We start from the raw sequence: 18269 nt of genomic DNA, 5'->3' as shown, positions 1-18269 counted from the left end.
AGCGTTCCTCCCAACACGACGAAAGGTGAGGGAGCGTTCCTCCCAACACTACGAAAGGTGAGGGAGCGTTGGGGGCTACTTTTTCAGGGACCAAGTTGAACCGTTGGCGGAATCGGCCACTTCCACGCCGGCTGCCGCCAGAAGATCACGGATTCTATCCGATTCGGCCCAGTTCTTCTCGGCCCTGGCCAGCGCACGCGCCTCAAGCTGGGCTTTCAGGAGCACCTCAAGCGCGCCAAGTGCGGCCGGCGACCCTGCCGCCGCGGCCCACTGTTCATCCAGCGGGTTGATCCCCAAGGCGTCCGTCATGGCAAAGGCGGCAAGGAAGGCTTCTTCCGCGGCAGCCTTGTCCTGTGCCGCAAGCGCGGTGTTGCCGGTCCTGACGGTTTCATGGAGCACGGCCAGGGCCGCGGGGACGTTCAGGTCCTCGTCCATGGCTGCACGGAAGGCCTCCGGCAGCGCCAGAGTGCCCGACGTCATGAATCCGCCGTCGGGGAAGACCTGCCCAAGGGCCGCCTGCATGAACGTCTCAATGCGTTCGACGGCGGCCCCGGCCTCAGTGAGCGAGCCCGGACGGTAGTCAAGCACCGAGCGGTAGTGGGCCTGGCCCAGGTAGTAGCGGACAACCAGCGGGCGCGCGATCTCAAGCATTTCGCGCGGGTTGATGGTGTTGCCGATGGACTTGGACATCTTTTCACCCTCAAAGGTGACCATGCCGTTGTGCATCCAGAAATTTGCGAACCCGTGGCCGGCAGCCTGGGACTGGGCCATCTCGTTTTCGTGGTGCGGGAAGCGCAGGTCCAGCCCGCCGCCGTGGATGTCGAACTCCGTGCCAAGGTACTTGGTGACCATGGCCGAGCACTCCAGGTGCCAGCCAGGACGCCCCGCACCCCACGGGGACTCCCACCTGGCAGTCTCCGGCTCGCCCTCCTTGAAGCCCTTCCACAGCGCAAAGTCGCGCGGATCGCGCTTGCCCCGGGGGTCGGCGTCGGGCGCGGCCTGCATGTCGTCAATGTTCTGGTTTGTCAGCGAGCCGTACTGCTTCCATGAGCGCACGTCGAAGTAGACGTCGCCGGAATCATCGAGGGCCGGGTAGGCGTGGCCGCGCTCGATGAGGTTGGCAATCAGGGCGTGCATTTCGGGAATGTGGCCGGTGGCGCGGGGCTCATAGGTGGGCTTGAGAATGCCGAGGGCGTCATAGGCGTCCTCGAAGGCCTGCTCAAACCTGTAGGCCAGCGCCCACCACGGCTCGTTGTTTTCGGCGGCCTTGAGCAGGATCTTGTCGTCAATGTCAGTCACATTGCGGACAACTGTGACCTCGTAGCCACTGACCTTGAGCCAGCGCGTCAGCTGATCAAAGGCAAGCGCGGAGCGGACATGGCCGATGTGCGGCTCACCCTGAACGGTGGCGCCGCAGTAGTAGAGCGAAACCTGCCCGTCCTTGAGCGGAACAAAGTCGCGGACGGCAGAGGTGGCGGAGTCATGGAAGCGCAGGGTCACGGCTCTAGGGTATCCCGTCGCCCGTGTCAGTGGGCACCATGGCGACCACGAGCGCGGTGGCCACCGCGGTGATGCCCTCACTTCGACCGGGGAACCCCAACCCGTCCGACGTCGTTGCACTGACCGAGACGGGTGCGCCGGCGGCCTCGCTCAAGGCAGCTTCGGCCTCGGCTCGGCGTGGACTGAATTTGGGCCGGTTGCCAATAAATTGCACGGCAATGTTGCCGATCTCAAAGCCTGCCACCCTGACAATGCGTGCGGCTTCGGCCAGCAGGCGCACGCCCGATGCGCCCTGATATTCGGGGCGGTCTGTGCCAAAGTGTGTGCCGAGGTCGCCCACCCCTGCAGCGGAGAACAGGGCGTCGGCGGCCGCGTGGGCCACGGCGTCGCCGTCTGAATGTCCACTGAGGCCGCGTTCACCCTCCCACAGCAGGCCGGCGAGCCACAGGGGTGCGGGGTTGTCCTCGGGCGCGAAGGCGTGGATGTCCACGCCAATGCCGGTGCGGGGCAGGATCACGGGTCTATCCCTCCACCCAGCGGGGTCGCAACGGGCCCGCGAGCATGGCCTCGGCCAGCAGCAGGTCCATGGGCGTGGTGACCTTGAAGCTGTGGGTCGATCCCTGCACCACGTACACATCGTCCCCCAGCGCCTCGACAAGCATGGCGTCATCGGTAATGAGGGAGGCGGCTGCGGCGTCGAGCGTCAGTAGGTGGGCGTAGGCCCGGCGCAGGGTCGCAAGCTCGAAGCCCTGGGGTGTCTGAACTGCGCGCAACTGCATCCTGGCGGGGGTGTCAACGACCTTCTCCAGCCCTGCGCCGGTGGCGGGAAGGCTGGCCGGAACGACCGTCTTGATGGTGTCTGTCACTGCCAGCGCGGGGATGACGGCCTTGGCCCCGTCGCGTAGGGCTGCCGCGACCCGGTTGAAAACGCCCGACGGCGTCAGTGGCCGGGCGGCGTCGTGGATCATGACGGTTGTGACGCCGTCGGCAATGGCATCCAGGGCCACGTTGACGGACGCTGAGCGCTCATCTCCGCCGTCGACGACACTGAACATCAGGCCTGCCGTCGCCGCCTCGGCACCAAGCCGGCGGCAGATGTCAGCCAGTTCGGAGTCCTGGGAAGGAATGGCTACGCAGATTTGCGCGGCGATTCCCGCCTTCATGACGCCGCGGACGGCGTGGACCAGCATGGCGTCACCGCCAAGGGGCACGCGCGCCTTTGGAACCCCATGGCCCAGGCGCTGCCCGGATCCTGCTGCAACTATCACCACGGCACACGAGCCGGCCTTCACCTCAGTCATGGTTCCTACAGTAGTCGGCCCCGGCCGGATTGACAGGAACTCCCTGGCCTCCGGGCCTCTTTCCCGGGCGCGCTGCGGGCGCGAAAGAGCCCCCGCACCCTATGGGTGTGGGGGCTCTTTGGTAAAAACTGTGAAAACTTATGAAGCCAAAACCTCGTCGAGAACCTCGGATGCCTTCTCTTCGTCGGTCTTTTCCGCCAACGCAAGCTCCGAAATCAGGATCTGACGGGCCTTCGCGAGCAAACGCTTCTCACCGGCAGAAACGCCGCGGTCGTTGTCCCGGCGCCAGAGATCGCGGACAACTTCTGCGACCTTGATGACATCACCGGAGGCAAGCTTTTCAAGGTTTGCCTTGTACCGGCGTGACCAGTTGGCGGGCTCTTCCGTGAACTCTGCTCGAAGGACTTCGAAAACGTGCTCGAGGCCTTCCTTGCCTACAACATCGCGAACACCAACAAGGTCAACGTTCTCAGCGGGAACTTCAATTGTCAGATCCCCCTGCGCAACCTTGAGCTTGAGGTACATCTTTTCTTCACCACGAACGGTGCGCATCTTGATCTCTTCGATCTTCGCGGCACCATGGTGCGGATAAACTACTGTCTCGCCAACCTCAAAGAGCATGTGGATTCTCCCTTTCCAATACCCCTAGTTTACCACGGTTAACGTGACACTCCCTTGAGTTTCCGCAGGTCAGGGGCCGCGAACGCTACGCTGACCGCGCAATTGTTCCAACAATTGGAGATTTGCCCGGCCCTTGACTAAAGCAACAGGAGATGCATCGCCCAGCCGGTGCTGCACAGAACAAAGTTGCCCCGCAAAGGCGGAAGCGCACATTCATGTCATTTGCGGATAAGCTGGGCAAAGATATTTTGTCTTTTCCATGAGGAGTTACTGACGTGAGAATCGCTGCCGGCATTCGCGGGACCAAACGAGTACAGCGCCTTGGCTTGATTGCCGCCTTCGGTGTTGGCGCATTGACGTTCACTGGTTGCAGTGCCATCAACGCGCAAAGCACAACCATGGAGGTCACCGTCGCCGACGGGGTGAACTTCAAACTGGGCAGCATGGACCTGCGCAACGTCCTGATCGTCGCCAAGGCGGCAGGTGAGCCCGGACGCGTGGTTGGCACGTTCTACAACAACGCCGATTCCGACATCACACTGACCATCAGCGGCGCCCAGGGCTCGCAGACGGAAATCACCGTCAAACCCGGCGTGCCCACGGTTCTGGCCACCGACACCGACAAGGCAATCCTCAGCACCATGGCCGAGCCTCCGGGCGCCATGGAGACCATCAAGCTTCGGACCTCGGGCGCGTCCTCCGAAACAGGCTCGCTGAAGGTTCCCGTCCTGGACGGCACCCTCGCCGAGTACAAGAACCTCGTACCGACCGCAGCGGCCACCAAGGCGCCGTAGCTTCTTCGCACTGCCATTGCTGCAGTGCAGCATTTCAAGTGGGGCCGTTTGTCGTCAACGACAGACGGCCCCACTTTTTGTGCCCTTTTTCAGGCCCGGATCTACTGGCCCAATGATTCAGTGGGCGGCTTAACCACAGCGGGCGGGCACCGGAGAGTAAATTCCAGTGCCCGCCCGAAGCGGCCTGCTGTCAGTGCGCACCAGGATCAGCGCGCATGGCTGCTAGTGGTTTGCTGCCCTGCGGCGACCGACCACAAACGCTGCCGTGCCTGCCAGGACCAGCAGGACTGCCAGTCCCCCGACCAGCTTGCTGTTGGCGCCAGTGCTGGCCAGGTCGTCCTGCGCGGCCGGGCTGCTGTTGGCAGTCGTCGGTTTCGGTGATGTACTGCCGGTGGCTGCACCTGTGGGTTTGACCGATTCCGAGGGTGTTGCCGACGCGGTCACTGTGGCCGATGCCGAGGCTGTGGCCGACGCCGTCGGAGTTGCCGACGCCGAGGGTGTGGCCGACGCCGAGGGTGTTGCCGACTCCGTCGGTGTGGCCGACGCCGAGGGTGTGGCCGACGCCGTCGGTGTGGCCGACGCCGTCGGAGTTGCCGACGCCGAGGGTGTTGCCGACGCCGAGGGTGTTGCCGACGCCGAGGGTGTGGCCGACGCGGTCGGAGTTGCCGACGCCGAGGGTGTGGCCGACGCGGTCGGAGCAACAGCATCGCCGACCGTGATGGCTACTGTCTTGGCGGCTAGGACCGATCCGGAGACAGCGTCCTTGATGGTTGCCGTTGCCGTGAAGTTCCCACTCTTGGCGAAGCTGCGCTCGGCGGTGTACTTGCCATCCACGACGGGAACCGTCACGGCGGCGCTGCCGTCACCAAAATCGATGACTGCGTTGGTCAGTGCGCCGTTGCCGATGGCCGCCAAAGCGGAGGTGCCGCTGACGGTTGCCGGCTGGCCGACGTCGACCGTTGACTTCGCAGCCACTGCAGTCACCACCGGAAGGGTGTAGTTCGGTGCGGTGTTCAGCTTTGTCGGGACGCCGCCGAGGCTGGTGCCGCGATCTACCAGGGTGAAGGAGTCCGGTCCTTGGGCGTCACGCTCTGTGGTCAGGGCGATGGCCAGGGCGTTGTTTCCGGACTTGTTCAGGAAACCGCTGGGGATGGTGAAGGTGCTCTGCGGACCAACGTTGCCCACCCAGGTGCCGGTGTTCCAGCCGTTGACGTAGATCACGGCGCGGGCATATGACTGCCGGCCGTTCTCAAACTTGGCGTCATTGATTTTCAAGCCGATGGCGGTGTCGGTGCCGGCCGGAACGGACAGGTCGAAGGTGGTGCGATACCAGGTGACCCCGGCCTTGGCGGGCTTGAAGGTCGTGGTGGCGGCCCATTCCTTGTCCGGGTATGCCGGCAGGTACCAGCCGGCACGTTCGCCATAGAGACCACCGGTGTTGTACATGGTCCTGTCGGTATCGACCGGGGCTGCCTTGTCCTTGGCGCCCTGCAGCTTCCAAGTGACGTTGCCGGTGCTGGGCAGAACCGCATCAAACAGGCCTCGGTTCTGACGTGAGAGGCCGTCATCGGACCAGTCAAGGTTCTGGCCCTGGTTGCGGACGACCGCTGAAACGAGTGTCTCCTCGCCGTTCTTAATGACGCCGGCGGGAACAGCAAGGGTCGCCATAGAGCCATTGGCCGAGGCTGCGCCAACAAACGTGCCGTTCACCCACACAAGCATGTTGGCAGCAGTGCCACCCTGGCCGCGCAGCTGAATGCTGGTGGCGGCCGAGGAAGCCGTGAACTTGGCCCGGTACCAGGTGTCACCTTCATAGAAGCCGTAGAACGCAGTGTCCAGTACCTTGCCCTGGTTGGGGCCGGGGCCCTGGCGTGCGTTCGCCGCCGTGGTCGCATTTGCGAGTGTCCACGTGGAATCGTCAAACGCGACGGCGGACTCCGGGTTTTCGCCCGAGACCTTCCAGTTGGTCAGCGCCGGCAGAACCGCAGGAGCGGGACCCGCCAGGCTCGCGACGAGCTGGCCGTTGGCACCTGGCGTGGTGGCCAGAGCAACACCGTTCCAGGTGGCCTTGGTGATGCCGGCGGGAACGTAAATGTTGATGGGGCGTGCCGCCTTGGTGTCACCCACCAGGTTCACGGTGTCGCCGACGAACTCGGCTGAGCGGAGCAGGTCGACACCTGTAACCATAACCGTCTTGTTGGTGGTGCCACCCTTGACGATGCCCTCAACACTCCACTGCTGGCCGGTGGCCGAGCGGTCCGTGGTGACAACGGTCAGGGTCGGGGCGCCGCCGCCTGTGATCTTGAACGAGGTGTTGTTGCCATGAACGTAGTTCAAGCGCAACTGCTTGCTAGCTGGATCCCAGGTGCTTTCCACGGGCGTGCCACCCAGGGTGGTCACCACGGGGGTCGAGGCGTACTGCAGGACAGTCTCGCCGTCGTCATTCTTGGCACCGTTGAGTACCAGCAGGCTCCCGGTGGCTACGGGCATCTTGGCGAACAGCTCGGAGGTGCTGTAGAGCATTTTCTGACCGTCGAAGGCGTAATCGGCGATGACCATGTTCGCATCACGGCCGTGCAGCTTAAGGAACGTGCCGGCCTTCTGCGGGACACGGGCAAAGGTGATGGCAGTCGACGGCACCTCCGGGGTGGTTGCGGCCGGGGTTGAGGTCTCAATGGCGTCGATGGAGATGAACGTTCCCACCGAAGCGGTGGCACCCTTGACACCGGTATTGACCACCTTGATGGTGTGTTCAACAGCAGGGTCAAGGCCCTTTTTCTCAAAGGCCGTCTGACCCGGCGTGCTGGCGACGGCGACCTGGTAGGTGTTGGTCTGGCCGACCTTGACACCGTCAATGAAGACGTCCCCGATGGCGTGGTTGTAGGCGGTTGCCGAGATCAGCTTTACCTCCGCGGCCTTGAACGTGTACTCGTAGTACGCACCGGTCTTGGCACTGTTGCTCTCGGTGCCCATGTAGTCGTTGGCCGTCCAGGTTTTGCCGGTGTCATGGCTCCAATCGGAAACGGTTCCCGTCTTGGAATAGACAATGGCGGGGTCCATGTCATCGATCTTCTTGGTGACGGGGGCCGCCGGAGCAACCGGGCCCGCGGCGGCGGGAATAACGTCGAAGGCGTCGATGGTGACAAAGTTGCCTTGGCTGCCGGCGTCCTTCTGACCGGTGACCACAATCTTGATGGTGTGCGGAACGGCGGGGTCCAGGCCGTCTTTCTGGAACGCCACGTACTGGAAGTTGGCGTTCTGGCCGCGGAAGGTGTTGGTCTGGCCCACCTTGACACCGTCAATGTAGACATCGCCGTAGCCGTGGTTGACCGACTGTGCGGAAATGACACGGATGCCCGCGCCGGTGAACGTGTAGGAGACGGAGTCGCCGGTCTTGTCGCTGAAGGATTCGGTGCCCTTGTAGTTTCCTGCGGCCCAGCCTTCACCGTTGGACTTGCCCCACGTACCCGTGTAGGTGATGGAGGGGTCCCTGTCATCGACCGTGTAGCTGGCAGCGACCACTTCTTGTCGTTGCGAGAGCGTCAGCGGGATAGAGTAGCTCAGCTCGGTGGTGCTGTTGCTGTCACCTTGGCGGAAGCCGAGGTAGCGGGCACCGTTGCCGGATACCGACTCGGCACCCTGCTTTTCGGTGGCGATGCGCTGGTAGGACTTGATGTTGCCCGCGCCACCCTCGATCGTGACAGGAGCTCCGGGCTGGGGAACCATGTTGGAGATCGGCGTGAAGTCCTTCTGGAAGTAACCGAGCTCCTTCTGCACGGATGCCTTGGGGGTGAGCTGGCGGTCCTCGTTGATCGCGGCGCCGTAGTCATAGGAGGTGAAGCCCGATGAGGGGGATCCGGTCCAACCCCAGTTGGTGCCGCCGTACTGCATGTAGTAGTTGAACATGTTGATGCCGTTGTTCAGGTTATTGACCCCGTACTGGCGGGTAAACGCTGAATCGACAAAATCGGCGCATTTGTCAGTGTTGAAGCTGGCACCCCAGGGGGTGAACGCACCGCCCTGGCCCTCGGCAATGAACATGGGACTGGTTGTGGTCCGTGCGCGGAAGCGGTCTTCCATGTCGGGGACCTGGCCACGGGCGTTTGAACAGGTGAAGCCCAGCGGGTACTGGTCGAAGGCGTAGTAGTCAAGACCCACATTGCCTCCGGCGGTTGAGCTGCCGGGAACGTAGGCGCCGTTGAAGCCCCAATCGTTGTGGAAGACCGGGACCGTGATGCCGTCTGCCTTGATCTGCTTGACCAGTGCCTTCATGAAGGCGGGGCGGTCCCCGCCTTCGTTCAGGAGCTCATTTTCGGCCTGATACGTCACGATGGAACCACCACCGTCGGTAACCTGGTGCTTGACGGCAATTTCGTTGAAGGCGTGGATCCAGCTCAACGACTCGCGCAGCGCTTCAGGGTCCGTGCTGCGCAGGGAACCGGCCCCGCTTTTGGTCAGGTAGGCCGGCAGGCCGCCCATGGAAATTTCCGCATTGACGTACGGTCCCGGGCGTGCAATGACGTACAGGCCCTCTTCTTCGGCCATGGTCAGGAGCAAGTTGATGTCTTTGATGCCGGTAAAGTCAAACTTTCCGGACTCGGTGGAGTGCAGGCCCCAGAAGAAGTACAACGACACGGCGTTAAAGCCGCTGGCCCGCATCTTCTGGAACATGTCGCGCCAGTCGTCGGTACCGGGCAGGCGCCAGTAGTGGAATTCACCGGACCAGACGTTCAGCCGCTGTCCGTCCACCATCATGGACTTCGAGTCAGACGTGACGGTGTGGGCCTTGCCGTCGTTGCCGGGGAAGATGACCTTGTCTCCGGACATGGCCGACTGAGCCACGGTTTCCACCGTCGCGTCGGAACCGATGGCCAGCGCAGGGCTGGATATGGTCATCAGACCCAGGGCGGCCGTCGCCATGATGGCGGCCGCCTTGAGTCCGCGGGTTCTCCCGCGGTCCCTAAATGAATGAGCAGTCATGGATAAAGTCCCTCTAATCATCGCGCGGCCGCACCGGCCACCGGCTTGTTATCCATCACAGCATATGAGGTACACCACACAGTGGCAACCAAAAACGAACACTTGGGCTCAGATGACGCATGACGACCAGGCGCCGGGGCGCCAGCGAAGGACGATCCTAGGCCTCGAACTTATAGCCCAACCCCCGCACCGTGACAAGATACTTGGGCGCTGCGGGATCTGGTTCGATCTTGCTGCGCAGGCGCTTGATGTGCACATCAAGGGTCTTGGTGTCGCCCACGTAGTCCGAGCCCCAGACCCTGTCGATGAGCTGGCCGCGGGTCAGCACCTTGCCCGCATTGCGCAGGAGCATCTCCAAGAGTTCAAATTCCTTCAGGGGGAACGCGGCCGTCTCCCCGTGGACGCTCACCACGTGCCGCTCCACATCCATACGCACCGGTCCGGCATGCACCGTGGAGGTGATGAGCTCCTCGGGTTCCCCCTGGCGCCGCAGCACGGCCCGGATCCGGGCAATCAGCTCGCGGGAGGAGTAGGGTTTCGTCACGTAGTCGTCGGCCCCCAGCTCCAGCCCCACCACCTTGTCAATTTCGGAGTCCTTGGCCGTGAGCATGATGACAGGCACGCTGGAGCGCTGGCGTAAATGCCGGCACACCTCGGTGCCGCTCATGCCCGGCAGCTGCAGGTCCAAAAGCACCAGGTCCGCGCCGTTGCGCTCAAACTCCACCAGCGCGTCAAGGCCGTTGTCAACAACCTGGACCTCGTACCCTTCCTTGCCCAGCAGAAACGACAGGGGGTCACTGATGGACTCCTCATCTTCGACAATCAAAATTCTGCTCACGCTCGTTGCGCTCCTTTTGGATCAGAGGGGGTGCCGGTCGGCGCGGTGGTGCGTTCCGCCGTCGGACGTTGGTGTGGAAAGTTCTGGCAGGCGAATGGTGAAGGTGGAACCCAGCTTCGGGGACGACCACAATGTCACCTCGCCGCCGTGGTTGCTCACGATGTGCTTGACGATGCTCAGGCCAAGCCCCGTGCCGCCGGTGTGGCGCGAACGGGCGGCATCGACGCGGTAGAAACGCTCGAAGACCCTGTCCTGATCGGGCGGGGACAGGCCGTCACCTTGGTCGGTGACACTGACGGACACGACGCCGTTTCCCACCGAAAGCCCGATGCCCACCTGAGTGTTGTCGGGCGAGTAGCGGACCGCGTTATCAATTAGGTTGCGCAGGGCCGTGACCAATTGGGACTGGTCCCCGTACACCTCGGCCGGCTGGGAAGCACCGACGGCGATGGTGATGTTCTTGCTCTGGGCCGGGAGCTTTGTCCTGTCCACGGCCTCGGCAATCACAGCGTTCATGTCAACCTCGGTGCCCACGCGCGCCACGTCCTTGCCCTGCAGCCGGGACAGCTCAATGATGTCCTGCACGAGCGCTGCCAGGCGCGCCGACTCCGTCATCATGCGTGAAGCGAAGCGGCGGACGGTTGCCTGGTCCTCGGGGGCTGATTCGAGAGCCTCGGCCAGGAGGGAGATGGCGCCAACAGGGGTCTTGAGTTCGTGGGAAACGTTGGCCACGAAGTCGTTCCTGACAGCCTCGGTGCGGGCGATTTCGGTGCGGTCATCCGCGAGCAGGAGGATGTACTCCTCCCCCAGGGGCGCGACCCGGATCTGGATGACGAGCGTGCCCTGGCCGGGGGCGCCGTGTGCGCTCAGTGAGTCGGGGATGGTCCGGGGTGCGTCGACGATCGTGCCTGCCTGTGCGCCCGGCCCCGTGGCGAGGACTGCCTCTGCCGCCGGAAGGTCAACGCGGGCCAGGATCAGGTCACGTTCCTCGATGACCCCGTCGCGGCGCACCCGCTGCGCCAGTTCAAGCAGCTCGCTGTGCACCACCGTGTGGCCCCGCACCAGGCCAAAGGCGTAGGCACCGGGGCTGGCGCGCACCACGCCGTCGACCGTGTCAATCACAATGTAAGCCTTGCCCACCACTGAAAGCACCTCGGCTGCACCGTCGGGCAAGGTCGGCTCGACGATGTCAACGGTGTGCCGGCGCGAGCGTTCGCTCAGGCTGAAGCCGAACACGCCAAACACGCCAAGGGCCAGGCCAATAAGCCCGGCTATCAGTCCAACCACCAAGGGATCCACCCAATAAGACTATGCGGTGGCTGCCTGAATTAGGACAAAACCACCACTTGGCGCCGCTCGTTCAGCAAACGTTCACTTTCGCGTGCCGAGCCGTTCATGTTGGGGTGGCATGCTGGAGCCAAGTCGGGGCCTCTGTTGCCCTGCCCATGAAAGGACACACGCGTGCGTAAAGTTTTCCAGGCCGAACTCCACCAAATTGGCGAGGGGCTCATCGAGATTTCCGCCCTGGTTGAAGAGGCCATCACCAAGGCCACGACAGCCTTTGCCGCGGCAGAGTTGCAGACAGCGCAGGAAGTCATCGCCGCCGACGCGCGCATCGACTTTCTGCAAAACGACCTCGACGAGCGTGCCATCGACGTTTTGGCACTTCAGGGACCCGTGGCCAGCGACCTGCGCATGATCGTCGGTTCGCTGCGCATGAGCGCTTCGCTTGAACGCATGGGCGACCTGGCCCGGCACATTGCCCAGCTGACCCGCCTGCGCTTCCCGAACGCTGTCATCCCGGCGCAGCTGACTGGGACCTTCGCCGAGCTGGCCCGCCTGGACATGGTCATCGCCAACAAGGTCACCGAGCTTCTGGATTCACGTGACTTGGAGCTGGTGGCTGACATTGCGGCGGCCAAGTCGCAGATCAGCAAGCTGCACAAGACGGTGTTCGCCACCATGGCCTCCCCCGAGTGGCACGAATCCCCCGCCACGACCGTGGATGTCACCCTCGCCAGCCGCTACTTCGAGCGCTTCGGCGACCACGGCGTCTCCGTTGCCCGGAAGGTCTCCTACCTTGTCACCGGCGAATGGCAGCCCGAGGATTTCCTCGCCAGCTAGATTCACCCCTTGGGAATCCGCCGAGTCAGCGGGTCCGCACCGAAACTGCTCCGTACATTGGCGGTTCTCGACGCGGACCCGCTGACTCGGCGTTTAACGCACTACGGCTGCGATGAGGTTCTTACTTCTTGCCCTGGTTCGCCACTGCCTGGATGGACGCTGCTGCGGCTTCCGGGTCCAGGTACTTGCCACCCGGTGTGATGGGGGCGAAGTTCTCGTCAAGTTCGTACACCAGCGGGATGCCCGTGGGGATGTTCAGGGAGGCGATGGCGTCATCCGAGATGCCGTCGAGGTGCTTGACCAGGGCGCGCAGCGAGTTGCCGTGGGCCGTGACCAGGACCGTCTTGCCGGCCTTGAGGTCTTCCTTGATCTCTGATTCCCAATACGGCAGCAGGCGGACGAGGACGTCCTTGAGGCACTCGGTGCGCGGCAGTGCGTCGCCCAGGTCTGTGTAACGGGGATCGTGTGCCTGGGAGAATTCGCTGTCATCAGAGAGGGCCGGCGGCGGGGTGTCGTAGCTGCGGCGCCATTCCATGAACTGCTCTTCGCCGTACTCGGCCAAGGTCTGGGCTTTGTCCTTGCCCTGCAACGCGCCGTAGTGGCGTTCGTTCAGGCGCCAGTCACGCTTGACGTCGATCCAGCCACGGTCGGCAACATCGAGAGCAATGTTTGCCGTGTTGATGGCCCGCTTGAGGCGCGAGGTGTACAGCACGTCCGGGAGAAGGTTGTTCTCGACCAGCAACTCACCACCGCGGGCGGCCTCTGTCCGGCCCTGGTCGTTCAGGTCAACGTCCACCCAACCGGTGAAAAGGTTCTTGGCGTTCCACTCACTGTGGCCATGGCGAAGCAAAATCAGCGTATAAGTCATGGTTTCATCCTACCGGGAGGGCCGTGTGGACTGGAATTGCTACGCGGGCCGGATCTGCCCGGCACTCCACCGGGCGGCCGCCCGTTGCCGTGAATGCCGCCATGCCTGGAGCCGGCGCCCGCAGTGCACCCCTAAACTTGTGGTGTGGTTCAACGTGCGCAGAGAGTGGGAAGCTCTTCAACCGACCCCTCAAACCGTGCCGTCCGCCAGCGCAACAAGCCCTTTGGCAACGTCACGCGCGGCACCACCAACCCCAACCGTTTGCGCCGCGTTGACCGCTGGCTCGCGGGCCCGCAGGCGTGGCGACTGAGGTACGAGAGCTGTCCCCTCGTGGTCGACCTGGGCTACGGCGGATCGCCCGCCACCGCCGTCGAACTGTATTCACGGATCCACGCCGTCTGCCCCGGCGCGCACGTCACCGGCATTGAAATCGAACCCGAGCGCGTCCGCATCGCCAAGCCGCTGGAACACGACGGCCTCGATTTCCGTGTGGGCGGCTTCGAAGTTCCCGTCCCCGGCACCGCAACCATGGTGCGTGCCTTCAACGTGCTGCGCCAATACGATGAGGCCGACGTCCGCCTCATCTGGGACACGGTCTGTTCGCGCCTGAGCCCCCACGGCATCTTCGTCGACGGCACCTGCGATGAGATCGGCCGCCGCAGCACCTGGGTTGCCCTGGACCGAAACGGCCCGCAGTCACTGACAATTTCCCTGCGGTTCGGCGCCTTCGAGCTGCCCTCCGATGTTGCCGAACGGCTCCCCAAGGCGCTCATCCACCACAACATGCCCGGCGAAAGGATCCACGACTTCCTCCAGGCCCTGGACAAGCACTGGCTTGCCGGCGCGGCGCTCGCCTCCTTCGGCAACCGGCAGCGCTGGCTGAACATGTGCCAGAACATGTACGACGCCGGATGGCCGGTGGTGCGTTCACCGTCCCGTTGGCGGTTGGGCGAGCTGACGGTCGCGTGGTCTGCAGTGGACCCCACCGATACAGCAGCAACCTCATCGTCCCTACCCTGAATGGACCCACTCAATATCTTCGTCCGCAGGCCTGCGCGACGTTCAGATGCAGGACATGGCCAGGGAGTGGGGATATTCCGAAACCGCGTTTCTCACCAGTGGACCCGATGAAGCCCGCCGGGGACGGATCCGTTACTTCTCGCCGGGTGCCGAGGTGCCCTTCTGCGGCCATGCAACCGTGGCCACGGCCGTTGCGCTGGCCGAGAAGTTCGGCGCCGGACAGTTTTTCCTTGACCCGGCCGCCGGTGAGGTCGTCCTGGCCACCGCTGACTCGGACCAGAGTGTGACCGCGTCCTTTACCAGCGTCGAGCCGGCCGCGACGGAGATTGATCCTGCCGTGCTGGAACGGTTGCTGGCACTGCTGTCGCTGGATGCCAGCCAGCTGCACCCTGATTTTCCGGGGCTTATTTACGGACCATCGGCGCCATCGCGGTCCCGGGGTCATTGCTGATCCGCCAGGGTCGGCATGTGGGCAGGCCAAACATCCTCAAGGTTTTTGTGCCCGAATATGGCGGAATCACCGTGACGGGCACGGCCAGCCACGTCGGCTGACGCTACCAGGGGAACTTACCAGGAGGAGCCGCGGTTTTGCTGGCCCTTGCCACGTCCACGCACCTCGACGAGGGCTGGGCGCACGTCGGCAAGGTACACACCGGCTGCGGTGACTCCGGCGAGGTTGAGGATCACGGGCATGCCCATGGTCGGAACCGTGAGGCTCATCAGTGGCCAAAAAATGTAGAGGAAGCCGAAGAAGACGGCGCCACCTGATAATGCCAGCCAAAAAGTTTTGGTCCGCTTGTAGACGCGCTCGAAGTCGGCGGCAGGACTGCGCAGGCAATCGATGAAAGCGCGCAGCTGAATGCCCAACGCCAGCAGCCCAAGTGCCACCAGGATGAGAAACTGCATAAAGTTCAAGAAAATGACCACGTCACAAGCTTACCGTCAGGCGGCCGGGTGGGAAGTGCCAGCGCGCTGAAAGAGCGCTGTGATTCCACCACCGGCTACTCCGCTGGCACCGACACTCCTGCCGCACCCTGTGCGAGCGCCTGCTCGAGGTCGTTCCAGAGGTCCTGAACATTTTCAATGCCAACACTTAGGCGCAGCAAGTTCTCAGGCACGGTGGCCGGTTCGTTGGCGTGGCGCCGGCGGCGCTCAATGAGGGATTCCACCCCGCCAAGCGATGTGGCCGGGGTCCACACGCGCAATGCGTCGACCAGGGTGTTCGCGGCAGCGGCACCGCCGGCAACCTCAACGCACAGGATCGAGCCGAAACCGGTCATCTGCGCCTTGGCCCGTTCATGGCCCGGATCCGAAGGCAGGCCGGGGAACAAAACCTTCGTGACGCCGTCGTGCAGTTCAAGACGCTGCGCCAACACCAGCGCGCTTGCCTGCGAGCGCTCAATGCGCAGGGCCAGGGTTCGCATCCCGCGCAGGGCCAGCCAGGCCTCGAACGGGCCGGCGATGGCGCCGTGGATGGAGCGGTAATGCAGGAGTTCACCGCGAAGTTCGGGGCTGGAGGTGGCAAGCGCCCCCAGGACGACGTCGGAGTGGCCGGCGAGATACTTGGTGACAGAATGCAGCACGATATCCGAGCCCAGCTCCAGCGGCTTCTGCACGAGCGGGGTGGAGAAGGTGTTGTCGGTGACGACGATCGCCCCGACGGCCCGCGCCGCGCGGCAGAGCACCTGGAGGTCGGCGACTTCAAGCATGGGGTTGGTGGGGCTCTCAAGCCACAGCATGTCCGCGGCCTTCCCGCCGGCACCTGTGAGCGCCGCGATGACCTCGTCGTTGTTGGCGATGTCTACTGTGTGCAGGGAAAACAGCCCCTTGGCTGCCTGCTCCTGCGCCATGACCAGGGCACCCTGATAGGAATGCCGGGGCATGACAACGACGCCCCCGACGGGGATCAGGGAAAGCGCCGCGGACACGGCGGCCAGGCCCGAGCTGAAGACAAGCGCCGGCAACGTGGCGCCTTCAAGCTGGGACAGGGCGTCCTCCAGCGGATCCCAGGTGGGATTCGAGTAACGCCCGTACGCCCTGTCGCCATCCTCCACGGTCCCCGTGCCCACATACGTCGAGGACAGCACAATGGGCGGGTTCACCGGGGCATCGTGGCTGCGCGCCGGCCGCCCCGCAGCCACAACAACGGTATCTGGGCTGAGCGGCTCGGGGTGTGAGGAATGCTGGTTCGTCATGGTTTCAACACTAGACCGCCCTCCGTGTCTGTTGGTGAAATATGACAGTTGGACAAAAAAGATTGTGGACAACCCCTGCCTGTGGACAAGCCTCGGGGCGCTTTCAGCTTGGGCCGGTAGGCTAGTGGGGTGACTCTTTCCTCTGCCCCGGAGCCGGGCTTATTCATTGCATTTGAAGGTGGCGACGGCGCGGGGAAATCAACCCAGGCCGCGCTGCTCACCCAGGCCATCTCCGACGCCGGACGCACGGTTTTGCGGACCCGTGAACCCGGCGGTACCCCCGTGGGCGAAAAGCTTCGCTCCCTGGTGCTTGAGCACGGCCAGGGTGACATCGACGCCAAGACCGAGGCCCTGATCTTTGCCGCCGCCCGGGCCGCACACGCCTGCCAGGTCATCGCCCCCGCCATTGCCCGCGGCGAGATCGTCATCAGCGACAGGTACGCCGACTCCTCCATTGCCTACCAGGGGGCCGGCCGCGACCTGGGCACAGGGGCCATTGCCAAGCTCAGCGACTGGGCCACTGACGGGCTGTGGCCTGACCTGACAGTGTTGCTGGATGTGACCCCCGAACAGGGACGGGACAGGCGCACGGCGGGCAACGCCGCCGAGGACCGCCTTGAATCCGAACCCGACGAGTTCCACTCAACGATTCGCACGGCATTCCTTGACCTCGCCGTCGAGTTCCCGCACAGATACCTTGTGCTGCCTGCCAGCGCCCCTGTCCACGAGCTTGCCGCGTCCATTGCCGAACGCGTCACGACCCTGCTCAGCCGGATAAGGAACACCGAAGAACCCACGACGCCGGAGACCGCGGCCGGACGCCACCGCGCGGATGCCGGCACCGCATGAGCGTCTGGACTGACCTGCAGGGCCAGGATTCGGTGGTGGCGCAGCTTCGCCGTGCCGCCCAGTCAGGGACGCCCACCCACGCCTGGCTGTTGACGGGCCCGCCGGGTTCGGGCCGGTCCAACGCTGCGCTCGCCTTTGCCGCCGCCCTGGTGTGCGAGCAGCCCGAACTGGTGGCCCGCGGCTGCGGCGTCTGCAAGGCCTGCCACACCACGATGAGCGGCACGAATGCCGACGTCACGTTCATTGCGACCGAAAAAACCACCATCGCCATCGACGAGGCCCGGTCCCTGGTGCGCAAGGCGTATGACAGCCCGTCCTCCGCACGCTGGCGCGTGATGATCGTGGGCGACGCCGACCGCATGGCAGAACGCACCACCAACGTACTGCTCAAGGCCATCGAGGAGCCGCCGCCGCGGACCATTTGGATCCTGTGCGCCCCCAGCCCCGCCGATGTGCTGCTCACGATCCGCTCACGCTGCCGCACCCTGACCCTGCGGGTGCCTGCCGTCGCGGATGTGGCAACCCTGCTGGTCCGCCGTGACGGCGTCGACCCGGAGCTGGCGCTCAATGCCGCCCGCGCCGCCCAAAGCCACATTGGGATTGCCCGGCGCCTGGCCACGGACGCCGGTGCCAGGGAACGCCGCGACGCGACCGTCAGGCTGCCCCTTGCCCTGCGTGATGTCACATCGGCCGTCCAGGCCGCCGCATCCCTGCTCGAACTGGCCCAGGCCGAGGCCGGCTCCTCCAATGAAGAGCGTGACGCCGTCGAGAAGGCCACGCTGCTGCGCAACCTTGGCGCGCCCGAGACGGGGACGCTGCCACCCTCCCTGCGCAGCCAGGTCCGTGCGCTTCAGGAGGACCAAAAGCGCCGTGCGAAGCGTTCGGTGACGGACCACCTGGACAGGGCACTGACGGACCTTTGCTCCTTCTACCGTGATGTGCTGGTGCTGCAGCTGAACGCCAGGGGAGGTTCCGGCGTCGAGCATTCCACGGTGGAACTTGTGAACGAACCCCTGCGCGCGGCGTTGCTGGAATTTGCCGCCCGCGCCCGCCCGGAGACCACCCTCGGACGCATGGACGCCGTCAACGCCACCCGACGCCGCCTCACCACCACCAATGTTGCCCAGCTGCTGGCCCTGGAGGCCATGGCTGTCAGCCTGCTCTAACTTGTGAAGGACT

Annotated in this window: 16 protein-coding genes; 6 read left to right on the top strand and 10 right to left on the bottom strand. The window is 64.1% G+C overall.

Annotated features, from left to right (window positions below):
- Positions 1–75 precede the first annotated feature (75 nt).
- The 4 genes from cysS to AAGW05_RS15715 all read right to left on the bottom strand — a co-directional run bounded on the left by cysS (position 76) and on the right by AAGW05_RS15715 (position 3422).
- Positions 76–1500, bottom strand: a complete 1425-nt coding sequence (cysS, locus tag AAGW05_RS15730; protein ID WP_411805500.1) for a cysteine--tRNA ligase — start codon at positions 1498–1500, stop codon at positions 76–78.
- Between the two features lie 4 nt (positions 1501–1504).
- On the bottom strand, positions 1505–2017 hold the full coding sequence (ispF, locus tag AAGW05_RS15725) for a 2-C-methyl-D-erythritol 2,4-cyclodiphosphate synthase (protein ID WP_411805499.1): 513 nt from the start codon (positions 2015–2017) through the stop codon (positions 1505–1507).
- 4 nt (positions 2018–2021) lie between these two features.
- Entirely contained in the window at positions 2022–2801 is a 780-nt protein-coding gene (gene ispD, locus AAGW05_RS15720; RefSeq protein ID WP_411805498.1) for a 2-C-methyl-D-erythritol 4-phosphate cytidylyltransferase, read from the bottom strand.
- Positions 2802–2939: 138 nt separating this feature from the next.
- Positions 2940–3422: a CarD family transcriptional regulator gene (locus tag AAGW05_RS15715; protein WP_411805497.1), complete on the bottom strand. Its 483-nt coding sequence runs from the start codon at positions 3420–3422 to the stop codon at positions 2940–2942.
- Between the two features lie 275 nt (positions 3423–3697).
- Between AAGW05_RS15715 and AAGW05_RS15710 the strand changes: the two genes are divergently transcribed.
- On the top strand, positions 3698–4216 hold the full coding sequence (locus AAGW05_RS15710; RefSeq protein ID WP_411805496.1) for a hypothetical protein: 519 nt from the start codon (positions 3698–3700) through the stop codon (positions 4214–4216).
- Between the two features lie 222 nt (positions 4217–4438).
- On the opposite strand, the gene AAGW05_RS15705 is transcribed toward AAGW05_RS15710, so the two are convergent.
- The 3 genes from AAGW05_RS15705 to AAGW05_RS15695 all read right to left on the bottom strand — a co-directional run bounded on the left by AAGW05_RS15705 (position 4439) and on the right by AAGW05_RS15695 (position 11333).
- Positions 4439–9196 carry a beta-galactosidase gene (locus AAGW05_RS15705; protein ID WP_411805495.1) on the bottom strand — a complete coding sequence of 1586 codons (4758 nt, stop codon included), beginning with the start codon at positions 9194–9196 and terminating at the stop codon, positions 4439–4441.
- Positions 9197–9353: 157 nt separating this feature from the next.
- Positions 9354–10034 (bottom strand): response regulator, encoded by a 681-nt coding sequence (locus tag AAGW05_RS15700; RefSeq protein ID WP_411805494.1) that lies wholly within the window; start codon positions 10032–10034, stop codon positions 9354–9356.
- 21 nt (positions 10035–10055) lie between these two features.
- Positions 10056–11333 carry a sensor histidine kinase gene (locus AAGW05_RS15695; protein ID WP_411805493.1) on the bottom strand — a complete coding sequence of 426 codons (1278 nt, stop codon included), beginning with the start codon at positions 11331–11333 and terminating at the stop codon, positions 10056–10058.
- A gap of 162 nt (positions 11334–11495) precedes the next feature.
- Here AAGW05_RS15695 and phoU point away from each other — a divergent pair, with 162 nt between their 5' ends.
- Entirely contained in the window at positions 11496–12158 is a 663-nt protein-coding gene (gene phoU / locus AAGW05_RS15690; RefSeq protein ID WP_411805492.1) for a phosphate signaling complex protein PhoU, read from the top strand.
- A gap of 121 nt (positions 12159–12279) precedes the next feature.
- On the opposite strand, the gene AAGW05_RS15685 is transcribed toward phoU, so the two are convergent.
- Positions 12280–13026 carry a phosphoglyceromutase gene (locus tag AAGW05_RS15685; RefSeq protein WP_411805491.1) on the bottom strand — a complete coding sequence of 249 codons (747 nt, stop codon included), beginning with the start codon at positions 13024–13026 and terminating at the stop codon, positions 12280–12282.
- Between the two features lie 165 nt (positions 13027–13191).
- On the opposite strand from AAGW05_RS15685, the gene AAGW05_RS15680 reads away from it, so the two are divergent.
- Both AAGW05_RS15680 and AAGW05_RS15675 read left to right on the top strand, forming a co-directional pair.
- A complete protein-coding gene (locus AAGW05_RS15680; RefSeq protein WP_411805490.1) occupies positions 13192–14046 on the top strand; it encodes a class I SAM-dependent methyltransferase in 855 nt (284 codons plus the stop codon).
- On the top strand, positions 13997–14497 hold the full coding sequence (locus AAGW05_RS15675) for a PhzF family phenazine biosynthesis protein (RefSeq protein ID WP_411805508.1): 501 nt from the start codon (positions 13997–13999) through the stop codon (positions 14495–14497). Before AAGW05_RS15680 ends, AAGW05_RS15675 begins: the two co-directional genes overlap by 50 nt.
- Positions 14498–14613: 116 nt before the next feature.
- Here AAGW05_RS15675 and AAGW05_RS15670 read toward each other — a convergent pair whose 3' ends face one another.
- Together AAGW05_RS15670 and AAGW05_RS15665 are read right to left on the bottom strand one after the other, a co-directional pair.
- Positions 14614–14973, bottom strand: coding sequence for a DUF2516 family protein (locus AAGW05_RS15670; RefSeq protein ID WP_411805489.1), 360 nt, complete (start codon positions 14971–14973; stop codon positions 14614–14616).
- 74 nt (positions 14974–15047) lie between these two features.
- A complete protein-coding gene (locus AAGW05_RS15665) occupies positions 15048–16241 on the bottom strand; it encodes a trans-sulfuration enzyme family protein (RefSeq protein ID WP_411805488.1) in 1194 nt (397 codons plus the stop codon).
- A gap of 129 nt (positions 16242–16370) precedes the next feature.
- On the opposite strand from AAGW05_RS15665, the gene tmk reads away from it, so the two are divergent.
- Entirely contained in the window at positions 16371–17090 is a 720-nt protein-coding gene (gene tmk, locus AAGW05_RS15660; RefSeq protein WP_411805487.1) for a dTMP kinase, read from the top strand.
- The gene (locus tag AAGW05_RS15655) at positions 17087–18256 is read left to right on the top strand and encodes a DNA polymerase III subunit delta' (RefSeq protein ID WP_411805486.1); all 1170 of its coding nucleotides are present in this window, start codon (positions 17087–17089) and stop codon (positions 18254–18256) included. The genes tmk and AAGW05_RS15655 overlap by 4 nt, the downstream gene beginning before the upstream one ends.
- The last annotated feature ends 13 nt before the right edge of the window (positions 18257–18269 follow it).

This window comes from Arthrobacter sp. LAPM80, assembly GCF_046736435.1.
GTDB lineage: Bacteria > Actinomycetota > Actinomycetes > Actinomycetales > Micrococcaceae > Specibacter.
The sequence above is the reverse complement of the archived record's forward strand: the minus strand, read 5'-3'. Positions and strand labels throughout refer to the sequence as shown.

Bases quoted from the DNA above. Each gene is read 5' to 3' on its own strand.
- ispD (WP_411805498.1), bottom strand. From the start codon at position 2,801: ATGACTGAGGTGAAGGCCGGCTCGTGTGCCGTGGTGATAGTTGCAGCA.
- AAGW05_RS15715 (WP_411805497.1), bottom strand. From the start codon at position 3,422: ATGCTCTTTGAGGTTGGCGAGACAGTAGTTTATCCGCACCATGGTGCC.
- AAGW05_RS15705 (WP_411805495.1), bottom strand. From the start codon at position 9,196: ATGACTGCTCATTCATTTAGGGACCGCGGGAGAACCCGCGGACTCAAG.
- AAGW05_RS15685 (WP_411805491.1), bottom strand. From the start codon at position 13,026: ATGACTTATACGCTGATTTTGCTTCGCCATGGCCACAGTGAGTGGAAC.
- AAGW05_RS15665 (WP_411805488.1), bottom strand. From the start codon at position 16,241: ATGACGAACCAGCATTCCTCACACCCCGAGCCGCTCAGCCCAGATACC.
- AAGW05_RS15655 (WP_411805486.1), top strand. From the start codon at position 17,087: ATGAGCGTCTGGACTGACCTGCAGGGCCAGGATTCGGTGGTGGCGCAG.